Here is a 20,677-nt window from a genome sequence, read left to right on the forward strand (position 1 = left end):
TTTGCATTGCGGGCGGCAAAGGCGTATCACCATATTCACCTTCGTTTAGATTACCAGAAAAGTCGTTACATATGAAAACTCTGACCACCACCGACGCGCTGCATGCCTTTTGCAAAGAGGCTGCGAACCACCCCTACGTGACGGTCGATACCGAGTTTCTGCGCGAACGCACTTATTATTCCAAACTCTGCCTCATCCAGCTGGCCTTTTCCGGTGACGGAGAGAGTGACGCGGTTCTGGTGGATCCGCTGGCCGAAGGGCTGTCGCTTGCGCCGCTGTATGATCTGTTTCGCGATGAAACCGTGGTCAAGGTGTTTCACGCCGCCCGTCAGGACCTTGAAATTTTTTGGGTTGATGCGGCAGTCTTTCCTAAACCCCTGTTTGACACCCAGGTCGCAGCGATGGTCTGCGGCTTTGGCGATCAGGTTGGCTATGAAACCCTGGTGCGTAAGATCGTCAAGGAAGGCATTGACAAGAGCTCTCGCTTTACTGACTGGTCGCGCCGCCCGCTGAGCGATGCGCAAAAGACCTATGCGTTGGCCGATGTGACGCATCTGCGCCAGGTCTATGAATTCCTGGCCGCTGATCTGGAGCGCAGTGGACGGTCTCACTGGGTTTCGGAAGAGTTGCAGGTTCTGACGGATCCTGCCACCTATGAAATCCAGCCGCAAGAGGCATGGCGCCGGGTGAAAACCCGGACGTCTTCAGGCAAATTCATGGCGGTGGTACGGGAATTGGCCGCCTTTCGCGAAGACTATGCCCAGACCAACAATGTGCCGCGCAATCGGGTGTTCAAGGATGACGCTTTGGTAGAACTGGCCTCGACCAAGCCACGCACTACAGCCGATCTTGGTGGCTCTCGCCTGTTGCTGCGCGAGGCGCGCAAAGGCGCGATTGCCGAAGGCATCCTGCAGGCCGTTGCTAAGGGTATCGATTGCCCGCCGGAACAGCATCCCAAAGTGGATCGCAGCCGCGAGAAAATGCAGGTAAACCCCGCCTTGGCCGATCTTTTGCGGGTGCTGCTGAAGGCCAAGACCGAATCTGCCGGGGTGGCCGCCAAGCTGATTGCCCCCAGCGCGGATCTGGATGCGATTGCATCCGGGCAGCGTGACGTTGCCGCCCTGACGGGCTGGCGCAAGGAAGTCTTTGGCGAGGATGCGCTGCGCCTGTGCAATGGTGAAATCGCCCTGTCAGCCAAGGGGCAATCGGTGAAGGTTGTTGCCCTGTAGGTAAGCGCTAGAGCCTGTCGCTCGAAAGTGGTTTCCTATTTCGAGCTATCCGACATGCGAAATCAATAAACGAGGGCCTGTCGCCCGAATGTGAATGAATGCGATGCGCTCTCTGTTGCCCCACAAGGCTGACCGAGTGTTGGCCGATAGGGCGGCAGGTCCTCGCGAAGATTGATGTTCGACGTATCTGATTCTGGAAATGATAAGGCGCCGCTGGTAAAATCAAGCGGCGCCTTTTGTCCCTTTCGGGGGTATTCGTTCCGGGCGGGTCGCGCGGGTTAGCGGCGGCGGGTTTCGCGGGCGTTTTCCGCGCCGCTGACGCGGATGGTCCGAATACCGCGAAGATCCTGTTCTGACAGGGTAACAGCCGCGCGCAGGGTGCGACTATGTTCGTTACCTGTTGGGGTTCCGGCCTCGGGGTAGACAACGTTGAAGGTATATTCCAGCGTGTCGGGGGCGGTATCCGGCACCCGCTTCAGTGCCAGATCATAGGCTCCCTGGCGGGCCGCGATGGCGGTGGCATAGATGATGGCGCCGTTTGGCGTAGGTTCTACCCGCAGTTCGCTAATCTGTCTTGCCGGCAGGCTGATGTCTTCTTTTTCGGGGCGATCAAAGATACCAAGGCCGGTTTTTTCGGGGATCAGCGGGTTCACATCGCCCGTTGCTGCGGATGCAACAGGGGCGGATTTTGATTTTCCGAACCAATTGCCGGGGTTTATGCGTGAATCGCTCCAGCCGCCACAACCGGCCAGCAATAGGCTGCCTGCCATCAATAATGCCAAGGGTTTGCGCATGTCGTCCCGCCCGTCTTTTAGGTCTGTTGATTGTGGTTACCCGATTGCGCGGCGCTTGAAAAGCAGTTGAAAACCACTGGCAGGCGGCATAGGTGCTGGTCTGCTGATTTTCGTCACCAACAAAAGGGACGCCCGGTCATGGCCAGTGCCGCATTTGAAGAGATCGTCGAGGACTTTGAATTCCTGGAAGACTGGGAAGACCGGTATCGGCATGTGATCGAACAGGGCAAGGCGATGGAGCCTTTGGACGAGGCGCTGCGCGTGCCTGCAACCAAGGTGGATGGCTGTGCCAGTCAGGTCTGGATGCATCCGGTGATTTCAGAGGGACGCTTTCATTTTGACGGTGAAAGTGATGCGTTGATCGTGCGCGGCCTGATTGCTGTGCTGCGCTGCCTGTATAACGGCCTGACACTGGATGAGGTTCTGACGGTTGATGCCCGTGCAGAACTGGGGCGTTTGGGGCTAAACGAACATCTGTCGGCGCAGCGCTCCAACGGTGTGCGCGCCATGATCGAACGAATCCGCGAGACCGCAGCCGCCCACCGCTGAACTGGCCAGCACGGCCCAAAGCGCGGGCAAAGGTGAAACTGGGCTATTGGTCTCGTGCTTTGTGGCGCGCCCGCAGAGTGTCGAGAAAGTCCCGCAAAAGTGGCACACGGCGCGGGCGAAAGCTCTCGCTGGTTCTTGCGTACTGCTCAATGCGGGTGACGTGGAAAAAGCGAAAATCTGACCTCTTGCAGCACCAGGCAAGCAACATGACGGCGTTATCGTGGTACGAGACGGCCAGGGGATATATGCGTCTGTCTGTCTTGCGGTCTTGCAGATCTCTATAGCTGATCTGCAGGGCTTCTTCCGCCCACATTGCCTCGCGCAAGAGGGTCATGTCGATTGTGGGCGCGATCGGAGTGGTGAACCTGTGGGCCAGGTTGACGGCATGCATCGCCTGTCGCTGCTGGCGCTCTGGCAGGGTGGCCAGAATCTTGGTCAGGGCGTCGTCGGCGGCCTCTGCCAGATCCGGGTCGCCGCGTTGCGCGACATCTGCCAGGCCAAGCGTCAGCGCCTCTATTTCGATCTGTGTAAAGGTCTGGGGTGGTAGGGCCGGGTCCTCGGTCATGGTATAGCCCAGGCCAGCTTCGCCCTCTATCCGGGCGCCTGCTGCTCGCAGGCTGTCGATGTCCCGGTAAATCGTGCGCTCCGATACCTCCATGGCTGCCGCTAGCCGCGCAGCTGTGACCGGCGGGTGCAGACCCCGGATCAGATGCAGCAAACGAAAGAGGCGATCAGTTTTAGCCATAAGGTGGTCTCGCAGATTCATCCTGACAGTAATTGGCAGGAGGGTAGCGTCATAAGGGCCCCATCTTCAACAGCAGAACCTGAAAGGTCTTATACATGCCAACGCTTTATCATTCGCCGCACAGCCGGTCTTCGCGTGTCATTGCGCAATTGATGCAACTGGGAAAACTTGATGCAGTTGATGTGGTCGTTGTTGAGGTCGTCAGGAATGACGGCACGGGCCGACATGACCCCCAAAACCCGCATCCCGAAGGCAAAGTGCCGTTTCTGGTGACGGAGACGGGCACATCCGTGCGCGAGAGCGCCGCCATCATGATGTATCTGGATGAGCTGTTCGATTACCCGCTAAGCCCGCGCCCCGGACAGCCCGAGCGCGGTAGTTTCCTGGCCTGGATGACCTATTACGGCGGCGTGGTGGAACCGACCATGGTGGCGCATTTCTCTGGTCTTGAGCATCCGGCCCTGGTTGGGGCGTTCCGCACCCTGACAGAGGTCGGAGCCGAGTTGGAAAGAGCCTTGCAAGGCCGGGACTTTCTGCTTGGAGACAGCCTGTCGATTGCCGATATCCTGCTGGCCTCGGCCTTTCAGTGGGCGCCAAATCTGACACCAGATATTGCTGTGGTTCAGGCCTGGGTGCAACGGGTGACGGATGCGCTGGACGGCGATCGCCTAGCAGCCTTTGAAGCTGAGGCCCTGACAGGCTTGCAGGCGCTGAAACGCGCCTGATCCTGCCGGGCTGACCAAGACAGAATGTAGAAAAACGGCCGAGTCGAAAGTCCCTGCGCCCCAAGTTCGGGGCGCAGGGGTCACCTTATGGGGCACTCGTCTGACAACAAGACCGCAGCTGGCTCAGACCAGCTCAAAGCCGTCGTCCTCGGCGAACTCGGGGTCGGTCGGGGGCTCTTCTGGGGTTTCTTCAAGGCTAAGCGCCGAGATAAGGTCTTCACCTTCGTTGGTTTCCGGTTCTGCGGCTTGTTCTTCCATTGACAGGATGGCGTCGTCATAGGCTGCAAGCACCTGATCGGCATCTTGAAAGCCACCGTCAGGCGCATCAAGGCGAAAGTCCTCGACTGTGTTGCCCTCTGCATCAGTGCCATAGAAAACAATGGACTGGACCTCCGACAGATCCCCCCCGACTTCGTCAGACTGGAAGAAGGACAGATAGTTTTCAAAGGTGGGGTCTGTACCTTCCGGCAGGGCCGGGATCGAATAGGTGTTTGGATCCGGCGCTTCATCCAGGATGAAGGTGCCACCAATCGGGTCGCCGGCGTCAGAGAAGACCTCCCCAAAGAAAATCTTTTCATAGGTCGGGTCTTCTGGCTCCTCGGGTGGGTCTTCCGGGTCATCCGAGACCGCTTTGATCGAACCTGCATCGGTGGAGGTTGAGGTGGCGCGAATGCCAAAGATGTCAATGTCTTCGAGGCTCTCGACATCCAGTGACACGGTGAGAGTGTCGCCAGTGGTCAAATAGGTGTCCTTGTCGTCCCCTTCAGGCCCCAGACCGGGATCACTGAGTGTGACAGCCTCGTCCCATTGAATGGACTCGCCATCCAATCTGGTTCCGTTCAGATTCAGCGGTCCGTTCAGGCTCTCACTGGTGCCGGATTGGTCATCGTCGCCAAAATAGATGGCATTTACATCCATGGCACCTTCATCGACGGTGATGTCGGCAAAATAGCTGCCGTTCTCTTCGTAAAGGGTGACGGTATAAGAAAGACCATCTACCTGGTAACTGAACGTCTTTGTTGGTTCCGGCATTTGCTTATCCTTGTTGTGTGAATACTCGATTCTAACAGGCAAAGGAGCTGCTGTGAAAATATCGACGGACTATCGAGTCAGAGCCATGCCCATAAAATGACACATTTCGCTAAGTAATCGGAAAAAGATAAAATACAAAGGAAACAGACTGTTTCCACCGGTTCATTTGAGGGGGGTGGCAGATGAAAATCTACAGGAATCCTCAATTTGTGCAGTTAATGCACTGAAATTAATAACGACTGTGGGTCGGAACCTTGCCGGGTGCGGCCCGGTCAAAGCGGCACCTGTGCACGCAATGGGCATGGTCTCGGCGGGGTCTTGGAAAACAATAGCGATCACAGGCGGGGATTGTTTCGAGGCTTACTCGCGGTCTGTTGCTGCGCTCCAGTCCAGCATGACCTCTTGCAGCTCTCCATAGCCGGTATGTCGGTGTTCAAATTCCAGCCCCATGCGGGCGGCGCAGTCGCGGGCCTTTGCAACTAGCGACGGGTCGTTCAGTTGCGATTGGTACACAAGCTTGGTGTAATTGCCAAAAATCATATCGCGCAGTTCCGGGTGTTTATCCAACCCCATGGGTTTCCAGATAAAGGCGTCAAACTGTTTGACCAGAAAATCCGTCAGGTAAAAGGCGGTGATTTCACCGGATTCGGCGTGTTTTGCAAAGGTCTCATTGCCTTCATAGAAGGAATAGCAATGTGGGCCGGGAACCATCTCTACCCCCAGCTCGGTGCATTTTTGTGCCAGTTCGCCGCCGGTGCCGCAATCGGCATAGACCACGCAGATCTGATCATAGCTGGACCGGTGTTTTTGCACCGCGCCCTCAACCGCAATGGTGATCTGGTCGGGGTAGAGGTGCAGCTTGGCAGGCAGGCAGGTGAGGTCGATATGATCCAGCCCGTTGATCTCTTTGATGGCAAGGATCTCGCGCGCGAGGGCACCACAGGCGATCAGCAGGATACGGCTGTGTTTCTTTTCTGGGGCAGCCAGCCCCCGCTCCGTGAGGGAGCTTTCCTCTAGGGTTCGCCCTGTAGGAGGGCGAAATGCGGCCCGCTCATTCAAGCGGGCTGCACGTCCTTTTCGGGCCAATTTAGGCGCTCATCTGGTTGTGCTTGCGCGCAACAAAGTCCTTGGCCATTTCCACTGCAACAGCGGCATCACGGCAGTAGCCGTCAGCCCCGATTGCCTTGCCAAATTCTTCGTTCAACGGCGCGCCGCCAACCAGAACAACATAGTCGTCGCGTTTGCCTTGTTCGATCATCGTGTCGATCACAACCTTCATGTAGGGCATGGTGGTGGTGAGCAGGGCAGACATGCCGAGGATGTCGGGCTTATGCTCTTCCAGCGCTTCCAGGTAGTTTTCAACCGGGTTGTTGATCCCCAGATCGACAACCTCGAAACCGGCGCCTTCCATCATCATCGACACCAGGTTCTTGCCGATGTCGTGAATGTCGCCCTTGACGGTGCCAATCACCATGGACCCCATGCGCGGCGCGCCTGTTGCGGCCAACAGTGGCTTCAGGATGGCCATGCCGCCCTTCATGGCGTTTGCCGCCAGCAGCACCTCTGGCACAAACAAGATGCCATCCCGGAAATCGGCGCCGACAATGGTCATACCGCCAACCAGCGCTTCGGTCAGCACCTTGTAGGGCTCCCAGTCGCGCGACAGAAGGATGTTCACGCCTTCTTCGATCTCTTCCTTCATACCGTCGTAGAGATCGTCAAACATCTGTTGGACAAGTTCTTCGTCGTCCAGTTCCGCCAGGATGATATCTTCTTCTTCTGACATGCGCCTATTCCTTGAGTGGCCGGGGAGTCCCCTGCGTGGCATCGTTATGCCGATTATTGGGCTACTTTGTCGCGTCTAGACTGCGTGAATTGCGACATTGCCGTTGTCCAGACCGACCTATAGGCGCAAAATATGCAGATTGATAATGAAGAATTCGCAAGCAAATCTTCGATTTCCCGAGTTTGTTCTTCATTTGTTCCAAAGTTGCTGCCACAATGCCCCGATGGAACAAATGATTCACAAAGCGCCGCCGCGTCGCAAAGGGCGTGCCAGTCTTACGAATGCGGCAGGCCGCTACGATATGGCCCGCGAAGCGATAGACGATGGCTGGACGCAGGAGCCGCCGTGCGAGGTGATTCCCACCCAAATCCGCCTTGAACAGGCGCGCAGTGTGATCTCCTATAACCGCTCGCCGGACCTGCCTTTTGATCGCTCGGTCAATGCCTATCGGGGATGCGAACATGGTTGCATCTATTGTTTTGCCCGTCCCAGCCATGCCTATCTGGGGCTGTCGCCAGGCTTGGATTTTGAAACGCGGCTTATCGCCAGGCCCAATGTGGCGGCAGTGCTGCGCCAAGAGCTGTCGAAGCCGCGCTACCGGGTGGCGACGCTGGCTATGGGCACCAATACCGACCCCTATCAACCCTGTGAGCGCGATCACGGGCTGACACGGGCTTGCCTGGAGGTGCTGCAGCAGTTCAATCATCCGGTGGCCATCGTCACCAAGGGTGTCTTGATCGAACGGGATCTTGATATCCTTGCGGATCTGGCAACGCGCGGCCTGGTGCGGGTTGGTATATCGGTAACGACGCTGGATGCAGAGCTGTCGCGCCGGATGGAGCCTCGGGCGCCAACCCCGGCGCGCAGGCTGGCGGTGATCCATCGGTTGACCAGCGCCGGGGTGCCGGTGCGTATCATGACCTCTCCGGTGGTGCCGGGGCTTACGGATCACGAGCTGGAGGCGCTTTTGGCGGCAGGGGCCGAGGCAGGGGCGGATGCGGCCAGCTGGATCATGCTGCGGCTGCCACGTGAGGTTTCGACGCTGTGGCAAGAATGGCTGGCCGAGCACGCGCCAGGGCGGGCGGAAAAGGTCATGGCGCGGCTGCGCGAAATGCATGGCGGGCGCGATTATGATCCGCGTTGGGGGCAGCGGATGCGGGGCGAGGGCGAATATGCCGCCATGATCGGGCGTCGATTTAAGGCCGCCTGCAAGCGACTTCACCTCAACACTGGCAGCACGCCGCTGCGTTGCGATCTGTTTGGCCGCCCGGCCCAGCCCGGCGACCAGATGGCGTTGTTTTAGGCGGCGCAGCAGCAGTGCCTGACCCAGATGTGAAACGCAGGCCTCTAAACAGAAAAAGGCAGCGCAATTGCGCTGCCTCATGGATGTGTGACGGGGCAAGATCTTTCGGTGCGTTAGCTGCGGCGGCGCCCACGGCGGGTACGGCTTGGGGTGGCCTCTTCGCCGGTGCCATCGCTGGCAGATGAAAACGGGCCCAGGGCTTCGACGATCTGTTCCAGGCTGGGGCGGTCGCCACGCGGGCGGGAGTCCAGGGCTTCGCGCATATGGCGCAGGTGTTCTGGCATGGTGCCACAGCAACCGCCGATGATCTTGGCACCGGCATCGCGCGCCATCACGGCATAGTCGCCCATCAGCGCGGGCGTGCCGTCATAGTGGATATGACCCTCGACATATTTCGGTATCCCGGCATTGCCTTTGGAGATGATCGGCCGTTCGGCGCCCTGCGCGGCAAAGCCCAGAACAGTGCGCAGAATGTCTGACGATCCGGTGCCGCAGTTCGCGCCAAAGGCCAGCGGTGGGTTGGGCAGATCCTCGACCAGCTGCGCCAGATCGGCCGAGGTGACCCCCATCATGGTGCGCCCAGCGGTGTCAAAGCTCATGGTGCCGCACCAGGGCATATCCGCCAGGGCAAAGGCCTCTGCGGCGGCGCGGAATTCTTCGGGGGCAGAAATTGTCTCCAGCCAGAGCACATCAACGCCGCCCTCTTTCAGGGCCTCGGCCTGTTCGTGGAACATCTCCACCGCCAGTTCATGGCTCAGCTCTCCCACAGGGATCATGATTTCGCCAGTTGGCCCCACGGATCCCGCCACTGCAACCTTGCGGCTGGAACGATCGGCGACCTCGCGGCCCAGCTCTGCGGCGGCGCGGTTCAATTCGCGCACACGCCGCTGGGCCTTATGCAGTTTCAGACGGGCAGCGGTGCCGCCAAAGCTGTTGGTCAAAAACAGATCGCTGCCGGCATCCACGGCCCCCTGGTACAGTGCCATGATCTTTTTGGGCTCATCCGTATTCCACAGCTCTGGTGCATCGCCGGATTGCAGCCCCATGTTAAAGAGGTTGGTGCCCGTGGCACCATCGGCCAGCAAGGCGTCTTTTTCCGCAAGGAACTGGGCAAAGAATGTGGTCATAGGGATATGTCCTGTCAAAGAGGGGACGTTGAGAACGCCGGGTTTCGGGCCGCAAAGCGCAAAGGTATGGTGCTGTCTGCTGTGTCACGGGCGCAAATAGAGGGCAATTGCTTTTTGCTCAACTTGATTATGAGGCGCGCATCTGTTCGGGTTTTCGCGCCGCAAAGCAGCCTGTTGCGGTGGTGTCTGGTTGCGGGCTGTCACCAAGAGAACTGGCCAAGGCCGTTGCCGGGCTGAAAACCTGGCGCGCGGTGGCCGGCAAAACGGCCGGAAGAACGGCACCAGGGCGGTGAATCAGGCGGAGCATTTCGAATCCGGCCAAAACCATCCCCCACCAGTTTGGGCAGGCCATATAGCGCGGCTGCCACTGCGGCGCAAAACAGGCCTTGAAGCGGCGCAGGCCGGGGTCCATTCGGGTGGCAAATCGGTGATCGGGCACCGTAGCAAGCGAGAGCTGCGCAATGCCCTCTTGCTTGGCACCGGCGATGGCGGCACGCAACAGGGCGTGGCCCGTGCCATCCGGTGCCTTTGGGCAGATCCGGATCAGATCAAGGCACCACTCGGTTTCACAACAATGCAGGCTGATAAAGCCGATGAGGTGCCCCTCTTGCCAGGCCAGATAGACCTGCTGTGTAGCCAGGTAGTTGGCTTCGAACCGCCCCATGGTCGTACCACGCGCCCCCCGATGACGGCGCTGCCAGGCTTGGTCCAGGGCTGCCATCTGCGCCAATGGCATCTGGGCCGGGGCAGGGGTCACGGTGATGCCTGATTTTTCTGCTTGGCGCAGCTTGCGACGCAATTGGCGATGGCTGGATCCTGTCTCGTTAAAGGATTGCGGGTACAGGACTGCTTCGGCGGCGATGCGCAGAACCGCCCAGCCGGCCTGCCGGGCGGCAAGTGCATTGCGGGCAGAGCATTTGTAAAAGCAGGCGCTGGCATTGCGCTGATGGGCATAGCGGCGCAGCGGCTTTAGGGTTTCGCTCATGTCGCCGTTCAGCGGGTCAAACAGCACGACAGAGATCTGCGGGCTGTCCAGCAGGGCCAGCTGGTTAAAGCCAAAGGCCTGCACATGGCCGCCATTCTGGTGAATGATGCCGATTTCGGCGCAGCTGCGCTGGTGCGGCAGCAGGCTTGCGGGGCTGCGCCGAGCCCCCAGTAGGTCGGGATCAATCGGCGGTGCACGCATGATTGTTAGCCGGTGCGGCATTACCATGATGGCACAGGACAGCGCTGCCGGCAGGGCGTAGTAAATCAGGCGAAAGGCCAGCAGCGCCGCTAAAAGCCCGGTGCTGTCGTGGCCTGGCAACAGGGTGAAAATCGTTAACTCTAGCGGGCCGGTGCCACCGGGGGCCGAGGATATGATCGCAGCCCCTAGCGCCATGGCATAGACAACAAAAAGGGTGCTCCAGCTGATATCAAGCCCCTGCGGCAACAGAACCCAAAGGGCGCTGCCGGCCGCCATCACATCAATCAGGGCCCAGCCGAACAGAGCCGCCATGGCGGTGATCGAGGGCCAGCGCAGCGTTATCGTGCCAAGGTGGAGGCTGGGCGTAAGAAAGCTGACAAGGGTGCCCGCAAGGGCGGCAGCGACCAGCAGCATCCCAACCGGGGTAAACCAGGCAAAGACCGGGAACAGCACCATTGCCAGCCCACAGATCATCGCCAGCGCCGCCATGAAGGTCAGCCCGACCAGACCGGTTAGCTGTGCCGCCTGCATCACGGTGAGCCCCGGCACCAGTCGCCAGCGCGCATAGGCTCCGGTCAGCAGGCCAAAGCCCACCAGCTGCGAAAAGGCGATCGCCGCCATGCCGGCCTGGCGGGCCTCGGGGCCATCAAGCCCGGTTTGCAGGTGGCGATGGGCAACGGAATCATAGCGCCCCAGCGCCCAGAAACTGATCCCTGTGGCGCCACAGGCCGCCAGCCATTGCCACAGATGCAGACCGCCCAGCAAACCGCCGATATCAGCCGCCGTGGGCAGAACAATTCGCGCGGACAAGGCCCACAGACACAGGCCTGCCATGGCAAATGGCGTAGAAAGACGTAGCACATGAAGTGCCAGAGCAGCCGCGCCGGGAAGTTTAATGTCCTGCATCTTGATCTTTCTATCAGCCCGAGAAAAGGGGAATAGAAGGCAGGATAGGGCCTTTTGGTTTTTGTCGCGTTAACCGCGCCTATGGCACAGCATCGCGGCAGCATCAGGGTTGCGGCATTGCGGCCGGCGATGGGTCAGTCGTTGGCAAACGGGCCTCTCAGGACTGCGACAAAAGCTCTGTCATTTTGTCCTGGATGATTTCGGGGGTGATTGCTGATTTATGGCTGGCGGCCATATCGGCGGCAATTCTATTCAGCACATCGCGGTTGCCGTGGCTTTTTAGTCCAGCTGAGACAAGGGCATCGGCGTAGTCCTGTGCCGCACCGCCATGGTGGCCCAAAATTTCCGCTGCCCAAAGGCCAAGCTGTTTGTGACAGCGGGCACGGGCCTCAAAGAGCTTCGCTTCATCCTGGGCAAACTTGGCTTCAAATGCCTGTTCGCGTTCGTCAAACGTGGTCATGTCCTTTCCCTTTCACCGAAACAGATCTGCCCCTTTGAATATGGGGCGCGGGGGCGCGGGGGCAAGAAATGGGCCAGGTTTCGCCGTGTCTGCACCCCGCGCAAAGGCGGGAACCAAGCGGCAAAAGGCCCGCAAGGGGCGGTGGTTTTCGGCCTGACGCAGCTGCGATCTTGGTGCAAAATAGGATTTAGCTGTGCGAAATGCGGCAAATCAGGGCAATGGTCGCCGCCATGTGCCACGATACTTGCAGCAATTCCCCCCTTGCCCTATGAGAGCGGCAAGAAACCGGGCCGGGATTCCTGGCCTTTACCTCGAAAGGTTCCTCATGGCACGTCGCAAAAAGATCTACGAAGGCAAAGCCAAAACACTGTATGAAGGCCCCGAGCCTGGCACAATTGTGCAGTATTTCAAGGATGATGCCACGGCCTTCAACGCCGAAAAGAAGGACGTGATCGAAGGCAAGGGTGTGCTCAACAACCTGCTGAGCGAATATTTCATGAAGGGGTTGGGCCAGATTGGTGTGCCGACGCATTTTCTGAAACGGCTGAACATGCGCGAACAGCTGGTGCGCTCTTGCGAGATCATTCCCTTGGAAGTGATCGTGCGCAACTATGCGGCTGGGTCGATGTCGAAACGGCTGGGCATTGATGAGGGCACCCAGTTGCCCCGGCCCATCGTGGAATATTGCTACAAGGACGACGCGCTTGGCGACCCACTGGTCACCGAAGAGCATATTGCTGCCTTTGGCTGGGCCAGCCAGCAGGACATGGATGATATCCTGAGCCTGGCACTGCGGGTGAATGACTTTATGTCCGGCGTCATGCTGGCGGTGGGTATTCGCCTGGTGGATTTCAAAATTGAAATTGGCCGCGTTTATGACGGTGATTTCCAGCGCCTGGTGGTTGCAGATGAAATCAGCCCCGACAGCTGCCGTCTCTGGGACATCGAAACCGGCGAGAAGCTCGACAAGGATGTGTTCCGCCGTGATCTTGGCAGCCTGACGGATGCCTATAGCGAAGTGGCGCGCCGCCTTGGGGTGATGCCGAACAATCCGCCAGCCCCCAGCAAACCGACGCTGGTCAACTGATCTGGTGAGACCGATTTCCCCTGCGCTGGTCCTGTGACTGGGGCAGGGACAACTTTTTCTGCAAAGGGCGCGACCAGGGGTCGGCTCCCATCGAAGCTGAGGAATGACACGATGAAGGCACGGGTGCATGTAATGCTGAAGAACGGGGTTCTGGATCCGCAGGGCGAAGCAGTGCGTCACGCACTGGGCGCCATGGGGTTCGACAAGGTTGAAGGCGTGCGTCAGGGCAAGGTCATCGACCTGGATCTGGCCGCAGGCGCCACCGAGGCGGATGTGACCGAGATGTGCGAAAAGCTGCTCGCCAATACTGTGATTGAATCCTACAGCATCGAGATGAATTGATGAAAGCAGCCGTTGTCGTATTTCCCGGATCCAATTGCGACCGCGATCTGGCAGTTGCCTTTGAACAGGCTGGTTTTGATGTCTCAATGGTCTGGCACAAGGATAGTGTTCTGCCCGAAGGTATTGATATCGTGGGGGTTCCTGGTGGGTTCTCTTATGGGGATTACCTGCGCTGTGGCGCCATCGCGGCGCAGTCTCCGATCTGTCAGGCGGTCGTCGAACATGCCAACCGTGGCGGCTATGCCATGGGCGTGTGCAACGGCTTTCAGATCCTGACCGAAACGGGCGTTTTGCCGGGGGCGCTGCTGCGCAATGCCGGGCTTAAATACATCTGCCGCACGGTGGATCTGCAGGTTGCCACTGCGGATAGTGTCTTTACCCAAGGCTATGCCAAGGGCGATGTGATTGGCATTCCGATTGCGCATCACGATGGGAACTATTTTGCCGATGCCGATACTCTTGCGGCGCTGAAGGATCAGGACCGTATCGCCTTTACCTATGGCGACAACCCCAATGGGTCGGTTGACGACATCGCAGGCATTCTGTCGGAAAACCGGCGTGTGCTTGGTATGATGCCACATCCTGAACGCGCCGCAGATGACGGCCATGGCGGCACCGATGGAACGGCAGTGTTCCGCGCATTGGCCGGGATCCTCGCCCCTGCGTGACTTGAGCTCCTGCGGTGGCGGGAATAGGGTTTCCCTATGAATGCCCCGCAGACGCCAAAACGGATTATCCGCAAAGAAACTGGCTCGCGCACCATCCCCTGGGGCGCAAGGTTGGCCTTGGTGCTGTTCATGGCGGTGGCTGCCGTTACCATCTGGGTGACCAACCAGCAATTGACCCACCGCTTTACCGAAAGCACCCGCAACCGGGGTGAGCTGCGTCTGGCGCTATATTCCGGCAACCTGGTGAGCGAGCTGCGCCGCCATGCCATTGTTCCGCAGCTTTTGGCGCGGGATCAGACCCTGATCGCCGCATTGCAAAGTCGCGATTTTTCCCTGTCAACGCAGCGCTTGATGTCATTCATTGACGAAATCGGCGCCAACTCCATCATGCTGCTGGCCAATGACGGGCGTACCGTGGCCGCGACCAATCGCAACCGATTAGGCCAAAACCATCGCAATGCCGCCTATTTTGTTGATGCGGCCCGCGCCAGATCAACGGTCTTTTCGGTGATCAAGCGCGAGGTGGGCGGCTATCGCTTTACTTATTCGCGCCGCGTCGTCGATACCTCGGGATTGCTGGGTGTCATCGTCATCGAGGTGGACCTGCGCAAGTTTGAGCGCGCCTGGGCCGGGGTGTCGGATGCGGTCATGGTGACCGACAGTCAGGGCAATGTTGTCCTGTCGACCGAGGCGCGTTGGCGCGGGCTGACAGAGAGCGAAGCGGTGGTGCTGCAAACCCCTGAAAGCGCAATCCAGCGTGCCATTCGGGCCACGGCAGACTGGAGCACCCTGCCTCCGGACGCCTATTTGCAGGGCGAGGCGGTGATGCGGCTGGAGACGCGGGTGCCGTTTCAGGGCTGGCGCTTGACCTCCTTCACCACCTTTGCCTCAATCCGCGAAAAGGTGAATGCGGTTTTGGCGCTTGAAATCATGGGATTCGCCATCCTGCTGGCGCTCGCCTTCTATGCGCTGAGCCGTAAAACCGCGATTAGGATGGCGCTGTTTCAGCGCGAGTCGGCGGAGCTTCGCGTATTGAATGCGCGCTTGCAGCGGGAAATCGCCGAACGTGAGCGTATGCAAAAGACCCTCGCGGTGGCTGAACAAAGCCTGGCGCAGAGCTCAAAACTGGCCGCCTTGGGCGAGATGTCCGCCGCTGTCAGCCATGAGCTGAACCAGCCGCTGGCGGCAATGAAAACCTATCTGGCGGGGGCGCGGCTTTTGCTGACCCGCAACCGCCCCGAAGAGGCGCTGGCCTCCTTTGGTCGCATTGATGACCTGATCGAGCGCATGGGCGCCATTACCCGCCAGCTAAAATCTTATGCGCGCAAGGGGGGCGATGCCTTCAGCCCTGTAAACGTTGGCGATGCGTTAGCCTCGAGCTTGTCGATGATGGAGCCCCAGTTGCGCCAGCGCCATGTTAAAATCACCCGGATCCTGCCGGATGATCCGGTTTTTGTCATGGCAGATCGGATGCGGTTGGAACAGGTTATGGTCAACCTCTTGCGTAACGCCCTAGATGCCACCAAATCAGTAGAGGAACCGGAGGTCGAGATCCTCTTGGCGGCGGGCGAAACCGCCACCTTGACGGTGCGCGATAACGGGATGGGAATTGAAGATTTTGGCAGTCTGTTTGATCCATTTTATACTACCAAGCAGGCCGGCGACGGGGTTGGCCTGGGGCTTGCCATCTCCTCTGGGATCGTGAACGACCTGGGCGGACGGCTTGCAGCCCGGAATGGGCAAAAGGGCGGTGCCGTGTTTGAAATGCAATTGCCGATCCTGGTGGACGGCATCGAAGCCGCTGAATAGTGGTTTGAAACGAGAGAAGGGGTGTCTGATGGCACAGGCCATGAAAATCGCGATTGTTGATGATGAGCAGGATATGCGTCAGTCGATCAGCCAGTGGTTGGCGCTTTCGGGGTATGACACAGAAACCTTTGCTAGTGCCGAAGACGCGCTGAAGGAACTGGGCGCAGACTATCCCGGCATCGTCATTTCCGATATCAAAATGCCCGGCATGGATGGCATGCAGTTCTTGAAAAAGCTGATGGGCAGCGATAGCGGCCTGCCAGTGATCATGATTACCGGACACGGCGATGTGCCCATGGCGGTAGAGGCAATGCGGGTCGGCGCCTTTGATTTCCTGGAAAAGCCCTTCAACCCGGATCGCATGTCGGAACTGGCCAAGCGCGCCACCGGGGCGCGGCGTCTGACTCTGGACAACCGTGCCCTGCGCCGGGAATTGTCGGATGGCGGCCAGATCATGAAAAAACTCATCGGCATGAGCCCGGTGATGGAGCGCCTGCGCGAAGATCTGCTGGATCTGGGGCAGGCGGATGGTCATGTGCTGATCGACGGCGAAACCGGCACTGGCAAAACCCTGGTGGCCCATGCGCTGCATGCGGTTGGCAGCCGCGCGGGCAAGAAATTTGTCCTGGTCTCCTGTGCCGCCCTTGAAGAAGAAGCCCTGTCCAAACGATTGTTTGGCCCTATGCAGCCAGAAGACAGCTTGCTGCCCGCTTTGGAAGAGGCACGGGGCGGCACCCTGGTGCTGGAAGGGATTGAAGCGCTAAGCGAGACACTGCAGGCCAAGCTGCTGAGCGCGATCAATGAGCAGGGCATGCCCGGAGAGACGCGGATCATTGCGATTTCCAACCTGCAGGAGGCGGGGAAGACCTGCGAAGATGCGCTGCGCTCGGATCTGTTTTACCGTCTGGCTGCCCTGCGCATCACTGTGCCGCCGCTGCGCCAGCGCGGCGAAGACATCTTGACGCTGTTTACCCGGCTCTGCGATCAATTCGCCGAAGAATACGGCTGCGACGCGCCGCAGGTATCGGCCCAAGAGGCCGCCCAACTGTTGCAGGCCCCCTGGCCAGGCAATGTGCGTCAGCTGATCAATGTGGCGGAACGTGCGGTGCTGCAGGCGCGGCGTGGCTCTGGCACCATCGCCTCTTTGTTGATGTCTGATCACGAAGAGATGCAACCGGTGATGACCACCGAGGGCAAGCCGCTGAAGGAATATGTCGAAGCCTTTGAACGCATGTTGATCGACAATACCATGCGGCGCCACAAGGGCTCTATCGCCAGCGTGATGGAAGAGCTTTGCCTGCCACGCCGGACCTTGAACGAGAAGATGGCCAAATACGCACTGCAGCGCTCTGACTACCTCGGTTGATACGAACTCTCTGGTCTTACCCGCAGGTGCGACTCGCTTGTGGGTAAGATCTCTTTTGTGCTTACTCCCAGGGCTTTGGCCTGGGGGTAAAGCAGGGGATATCTGGCAATTCTGCGCAGCATATCGGGCAATATATTGCTGTCCGGCTGGCTTTCCTTCATTGAAACTTTATCAATTTGCCTTTTAAGCCCATTGTTTACCATGCCGACGCGCCTTGTTGACGAATGCCCATTGTCATTTCCCAAGTGCTGGTCTTATGGTGATAAGATGGAATAGCGCCCGCTAAGGGGGCTCCATGTGATTGAGATTCGCTGTCTCTCCTTTTGTCCGGCATGATCAGACATCGGCAGGCGCCGACCAAGACATGAGCCGAGAAAGGCAAGACAGACCGATTGGCTCCGAAGTAATGCGGAGCAGCTAAGCGCCTCTTTGACCAATCGAAGAGGGATAACAAGGCAGGCAACGGGATCCCCGACCTGTCGGAGAAGTAACGCGATGACGCGCGCGCGAGCGAAGAGCATGCAGGCAAGAGGACCGGACGCAAGTTCCTGGGCCGCCACCTGCTGTGCGCCGTCCCAAATCGCCCTGACAAGACACCCCCCAATACAGACACGGCCCCCCGGATCGGGAGGGCTTGCCTCTGCGCAGGGCCGGTGCATCAAGGAAACATGGCAAAGAAGATGCTTATCGATGCCACCCACGCGGAAGAAACCCGCGTCGTGGTGGTTGACGGAAACAAGGTTGAGGAGTTCGACTTTGAATCTGAAAACAAACGCCAGCTAGCTGGCAATATTTATCTGGCAAAGGTCACGCGGGTTGAACCCTCGCTGCAGGCTGCTTTTGTAGAATATGGCGGCAATCGCCACGGGTTTCTGGCCTTTTCGGAAATTCACCCCGACTACTATCAGATCCCGATTGCTGATCGCGAAGCCCTGATGGAAGAGGAACGCGCCTATGCAGAAGCCCTGCGCGCGCGTGACGAGGAAGAAGACTCCAAACCGTCGAGATCGCGCTCGCGTGGTCGCAAGTCTGGGCGCTCGAAGGCGGCCAAGGTCACGTCGGACGACGCGGTAGAAACCAAAGAGGTCGCTCCCGCCGCCAGCGAAGCCAATGACGAAACGCCTGCGGCGGACTCTTCGGCTGCGGAAATCGCTGGCATGGAAACCATTGATCTGGTGGAAGACAGCGACCGCGAGGCGACCAAGCTGGCTGAGGTCCCCGAGGGATCGTCGCCGATGGAACGTGTGGCAGAAGCGCCAGTTGCTGAACCCGATGCCGAAGACGGCGCGGATGCTGTGGATGCGCCTGACAAGGCGCAGTCTGCTGATGCGGCCTCTGACGAGGACACCGAAGGCAGTGATGACGCCGATGACGTTGACATCCGTGCCGATGCCACCACCAAGGACGAGAGCATTGAATCGGTCGCCGATGAGGATGACAGCGAAGACATTCGGCCAGCTCGCAAGCCACGCCCCCGGCGCTACAAAATTCAGGAAGTCATCAAGGTCCGTCAGGTTCTTCTGGTGCAGGTTGTCAAGGAAGAGCGTGGCAACAAGGGCGCCGCGCTAACCACCTATCTGTCGCTGGCCGGTCGCTACTGCGTCTTGATGCCCAATACCGCCCGTGGCGGCGGCATCAGCCGCAAGATCACCAATGCCGTTGACCGTAAGAAGCTGAAAGAAATCGCAACCGAAATGGACGTGCCGAGTGGCGCGGGCCTGATCGTGCGTACTGCCGGGGCAAAACGCACCAAGGCAGAGATCAAGCGTGATTACGAATATCTGCAACGGCTTTGGGAACAGATCCGCGAGCTGACGCTGAAAAGCGTTGCCCCCGCCAAGATCTATGAAGAAGGCGACCTGATCAAACGCTCGATCCGCGATCTTTATAACCGCGAGATCGACGAGGTTCTGGTGGAAGGCGAACGCGGCTACCGCATCGCCAAGGACTTCATGAAGATGATCATGCCGTCCCATGCCAAGAACGTGAAAAACTACCAGGAAACCCTGCCGCTCTTCGCGCGTTTCCAGGTCGAAAGCTATCTGGCGGGGATGTTCAACCCCACCGTTCAGCTGAAGTCTGGTGGCTACATCGTGATTGGTGTCACCGAGGCTCTGGTTGCGATCGACGTGAACTCGGGTCGGGCGACAAAGCAGTCCTCGATCGAAGAAACCGCGCTCAACACCAATCTGGAGGCCGCCGAAGAGGTGGCCCGTCAGCTGCGTCTGCGTGACCTTGCCGGCCTGATCGTCATCGACTTTATCGATATGGACGAGCGCAAGAATAACGCTGCCGTTGAAAACCGGATGAAGGACAAGCTGAAGACAGATCGCGCCCGCATTCAGGTGGGCCGGATTTCTGGCTTTGGCTTGATGGAAATGTCGCGTCAACGTCTGCGCCCTGGCATGATCGAAGCCACGACGCAGCCCTGTTCGCATTGCCACGGCACAGGCTTGATCCGGTCCGACGACAGCATGGCGCTGTCGATCCTGCGCCAGATCGAGGAAGAGGGCACCCGCCGTCGCTCGCGTGAGGTTCTGGTGCGCTGTCCCATCGATATCGCCAACTATCTGATGAATCAGAAGCGCGAGCATATCGCCCAGATCGAAGCGCGTTATGGTCTGTCGGTGCGCATCGAAGGCGATGCCTCTTTGGTCAGCCCGAATTTCTCTCTCGAGAAGTTCAAGACCGCCACTCGCGTGGTGCCGGTATCGGCGGCACCGGTTGTCTCTGCCGATACCTCGCTAATGGCCGAGGTTGACGCCGACGAGGTCGATGAAGACGAACTGCCGGAAGAAAGCGTCAGCGTGGAAGCTGAAACCCGCGAAGCCCCCGAGGCTGCGGCAGAGACCAATGGTGATGACAAGCCCAAACGCAAGCGCCGTCGTCGGCGTCGGCGCAAATCCGGCAACGGCGGGGAAGAGGGCGTCGAAAACACGTCTGAGTCCGGTGCCTTTGCGGATGGCGCGGATAAATCCGACAGCGAGACGACATCCGATAGTGCGGACCGGCCTGACAGCGTCCAAGAGGATGATGCCGAGGGCAAGAAGCCCAAGCGCCGTACCCGCACCCGTGGTGGCCGCACCCGCAGCAAGAAGAGCGAAGAGACCACTGCTGCGCCTACCGAAGCTGAAGCCAACCCGGAGGAAACCACTGTTGCACAGGAGGCTACAGCGGCAGAGATCACAGAGGCGAAGGCCGCAGAGACTGTGAGCGAATCCAGGCCGACGGAGGTCGAAACCGCTGTTGCGCAGAACACCCCGGCCGAGGCGATAGCCATCACATCTGAACCTGCGGAGGTTCAGGTTGCTGAAACGGTTGTTGCTGATGCTGCGCCAGTGGCTCCGGCTGAAGTTACACCTGAGCCTGCAGCGGCAGAACCTGAGCCTGCAGCGGTAGAACCTGAGCCTGCGGGGGCAGAGCCTGAGCCTGCGGCGGCAGAGCCGACAAGCCAGCCCAAGCCCAAGCGGCGCGGCTGGTGGTCCATCGGATAATGTAGAGAGGCGGGCCGCAGTGCCCGCCTTTTTCTTGTTCGATCAAAAGGGGGTAGGGGTCTTTCTTCA

At 59.1% G+C, this 20,677-nt stretch carries 18 protein-coding genes; 10 read left to right on the forward strand and 8 right to left on the reverse strand.

The annotated features are described in order from the left end of the window. The first annotated feature begins 71 nt into the window (after nucleotides 1-71). Nucleotides 72-1,229, forward strand: coding sequence for a ribonuclease D (gene rnd / locus LRK71_RS02835; RefSeq protein WP_232400911.1), 1,158 nt, complete (start codon nucleotides 72-74; stop codon nucleotides 1,227-1,229). Between the two features lie 278 nt (nucleotides 1,230-1,507). Here the strand turns inward: rnd and LRK71_RS02840 are convergent, their stop codons facing one another. Continuing rightward, nucleotides 1,508-2,023 carry a hypothetical protein gene (locus tag LRK71_RS02840; protein WP_232400912.1) on the reverse strand — a complete coding sequence of 172 codons (516 nt, stop codon included), beginning with the start codon at nucleotides 2,021-2,023 and terminating at the stop codon, nucleotides 1,508-1,510. 138 nt (nucleotides 2,024-2,161) lie between these two features. On the opposite strand from LRK71_RS02840, the gene LRK71_RS02845 reads away from it, so the two are divergent. Further along, nucleotides 2,162-2,572, forward strand: a complete 411-nt coding sequence (locus LRK71_RS02845) for a SufE family protein (RefSeq protein WP_232400914.1) — start codon at nucleotides 2,162-2,164, stop codon at nucleotides 2,570-2,572. Nucleotides 2,573-2,615: 43 nt separating this feature from the next. Here the strand turns inward: LRK71_RS02845 and LRK71_RS02850 are convergent, their stop codons facing one another. Continuing rightward, a complete protein-coding gene (locus tag LRK71_RS02850; protein WP_232400917.1) occupies nucleotides 2,616-3,317 on the reverse strand; it encodes a helix-turn-helix transcriptional regulator in 702 nt (233 codons plus the stop codon). A 95-nt stretch (nucleotides 3,318-3,412) separates the two neighbouring features. On the opposite strand from LRK71_RS02850, the gene LRK71_RS02855 reads away from it, so the two are divergent. Beyond that, nucleotides 3,413-4,042, forward strand: coding sequence for a glutathione S-transferase family protein (locus tag LRK71_RS02855; RefSeq protein WP_232400918.1), 630 nt, complete (start codon nucleotides 3,413-3,415; stop codon nucleotides 4,040-4,042). Nucleotides 4,043-4,165: 123 nt separating this feature from the next. Here LRK71_RS02855 and LRK71_RS02860 read toward each other — a convergent pair whose 3' ends face one another. From LRK71_RS02860 to LRK71_RS02870, 3 genes are all read right to left on the reverse strand, one after another. Further along, nucleotides 4,166-5,074, reverse strand: coding sequence for a hypothetical protein (locus LRK71_RS02860; protein WP_232400920.1), 909 nt, complete (start codon nucleotides 5,072-5,074; stop codon nucleotides 4,166-4,168). A gap of 360 nt (nucleotides 5,075-5,434) precedes the next feature. Continuing rightward, nucleotides 5,435-6,160: a DUF1638 domain-containing protein gene (locus tag LRK71_RS02865; protein WP_232400922.1), complete on the reverse strand. Its 726-nt coding sequence runs from the start codon at nucleotides 6,158-6,160 to the stop codon at nucleotides 5,435-5,437. Nucleotide 6,161: 1 nt separating this feature from the next. After that, entirely contained in the window at nucleotides 6,162-6,860 is a 699-nt protein-coding gene (locus LRK71_RS02870; RefSeq protein ID WP_232400924.1) for a corrinoid protein, read from the reverse strand. A gap of 223 nt (nucleotides 6,861-7,083) precedes the next feature. Here LRK71_RS02870 and LRK71_RS02875 point away from each other — a divergent pair, with 223 nt between their 5' ends. After that, complete coding sequence (locus tag LRK71_RS02875; protein WP_232400926.1) at nucleotides 7,084-8,163, forward strand: PA0069 family radical SAM protein; 1,080 nt, start codon at nucleotides 7,084-7,086, stop codon at nucleotides 8,161-8,163. Nucleotides 8,164-8,276: 113 nt separating this feature from the next. On the opposite strand, the gene bmt is transcribed toward LRK71_RS02875, so the two are convergent. The 3 genes from bmt to LRK71_RS02890 form a co-directional block, all read right to left on the reverse strand. Further along, nucleotides 8,277-9,290, reverse strand: a complete 1,014-nt coding sequence (gene bmt / locus LRK71_RS02880; protein WP_232400928.1) for a betaine--homocysteine S-methyltransferase — start codon at nucleotides 9,288-9,290, stop codon at nucleotides 8,277-8,279. 127 nt (nucleotides 9,291-9,417) lie between these two features. Further along, on the reverse strand, nucleotides 9,418-11,382 hold the full coding sequence (locus LRK71_RS02885) for a phosphatidylglycerol lysyltransferase domain-containing protein (protein ID WP_232400930.1): 1,965 nt from the start codon (nucleotides 11,380-11,382) through the stop codon (nucleotides 9,418-9,420). A 157-nt stretch (nucleotides 11,383-11,539) separates the two neighbouring features. Continuing rightward, nucleotides 11,540-11,842, reverse strand: coding sequence for a DUF1476 domain-containing protein (locus LRK71_RS02890; protein WP_232400932.1), 303 nt, complete (start codon nucleotides 11,840-11,842; stop codon nucleotides 11,540-11,542). Between the two features lie 325 nt (nucleotides 11,843-12,167). On the opposite strand from LRK71_RS02890, the gene purC reads away from it, so the two are divergent. The 6 genes from purC to LRK71_RS02920 all read left to right on the forward strand — a co-directional run bounded on the left by purC (nucleotide 12,168) and on the right by LRK71_RS02920 (nucleotide 20,608). Further along, entirely contained in the window at nucleotides 12,168-12,929 is a 762-nt protein-coding gene (gene purC / locus LRK71_RS02895; RefSeq protein ID WP_232400934.1) for a phosphoribosylaminoimidazolesuccinocarboxamide synthase, read from the forward strand. Nucleotides 12,930-13,040: 111 nt separating this feature from the next. Then, nucleotides 13,041-13,271, forward strand: coding sequence for a phosphoribosylformylglycinamidine synthase subunit PurS (gene purS / locus LRK71_RS02900; protein WP_232400937.1), 231 nt, complete (start codon nucleotides 13,041-13,043; stop codon nucleotides 13,269-13,271). After that, a complete protein-coding gene (gene purQ, locus LRK71_RS02905; RefSeq protein WP_232400939.1) occupies nucleotides 13,271-13,939 on the forward strand; it encodes a phosphoribosylformylglycinamidine synthase subunit PurQ in 669 nt (222 codons plus the stop codon). Before purS ends, purQ begins: the two co-directional genes overlap by 1 nt. Nucleotides 13,940-13,975: 36 nt before the next feature. Further along, nucleotides 13,976-15,748 carry a sensor histidine kinase gene (locus tag LRK71_RS02910; RefSeq protein ID WP_232400940.1) on the forward strand — a complete coding sequence of 591 codons (1,773 nt, stop codon included), beginning with the start codon at nucleotides 13,976-13,978 and terminating at the stop codon, nucleotides 15,746-15,748. Nucleotides 15,749-15,776: 28 nt separating this feature from the next. Then, a complete protein-coding gene (locus LRK71_RS02915; RefSeq protein ID WP_232400941.1) occupies nucleotides 15,777-17,114 on the forward strand; it encodes a sigma-54-dependent transcriptional regulator in 1,338 nt (445 codons plus the stop codon). A 668-nt stretch (nucleotides 17,115-17,782) separates the two neighbouring features. Next, nucleotides 17,783-20,608, forward strand: coding sequence for an Rne/Rng family ribonuclease (locus LRK71_RS02920; RefSeq protein WP_232400942.1), 2,826 nt, complete (start codon nucleotides 17,783-17,785; stop codon nucleotides 20,606-20,608). Nucleotides 20,609-20,677 lie beyond the last annotated feature (69 nt).

It is taken from the genome of Pseudophaeobacter flagellatus, assembly GCF_021228235.1.
Classification (GTDB): domain Bacteria; phylum Pseudomonadota; class Alphaproteobacteria; order Rhodobacterales; family Rhodobacteraceae; genus Pseudophaeobacter; species Pseudophaeobacter flagellatus.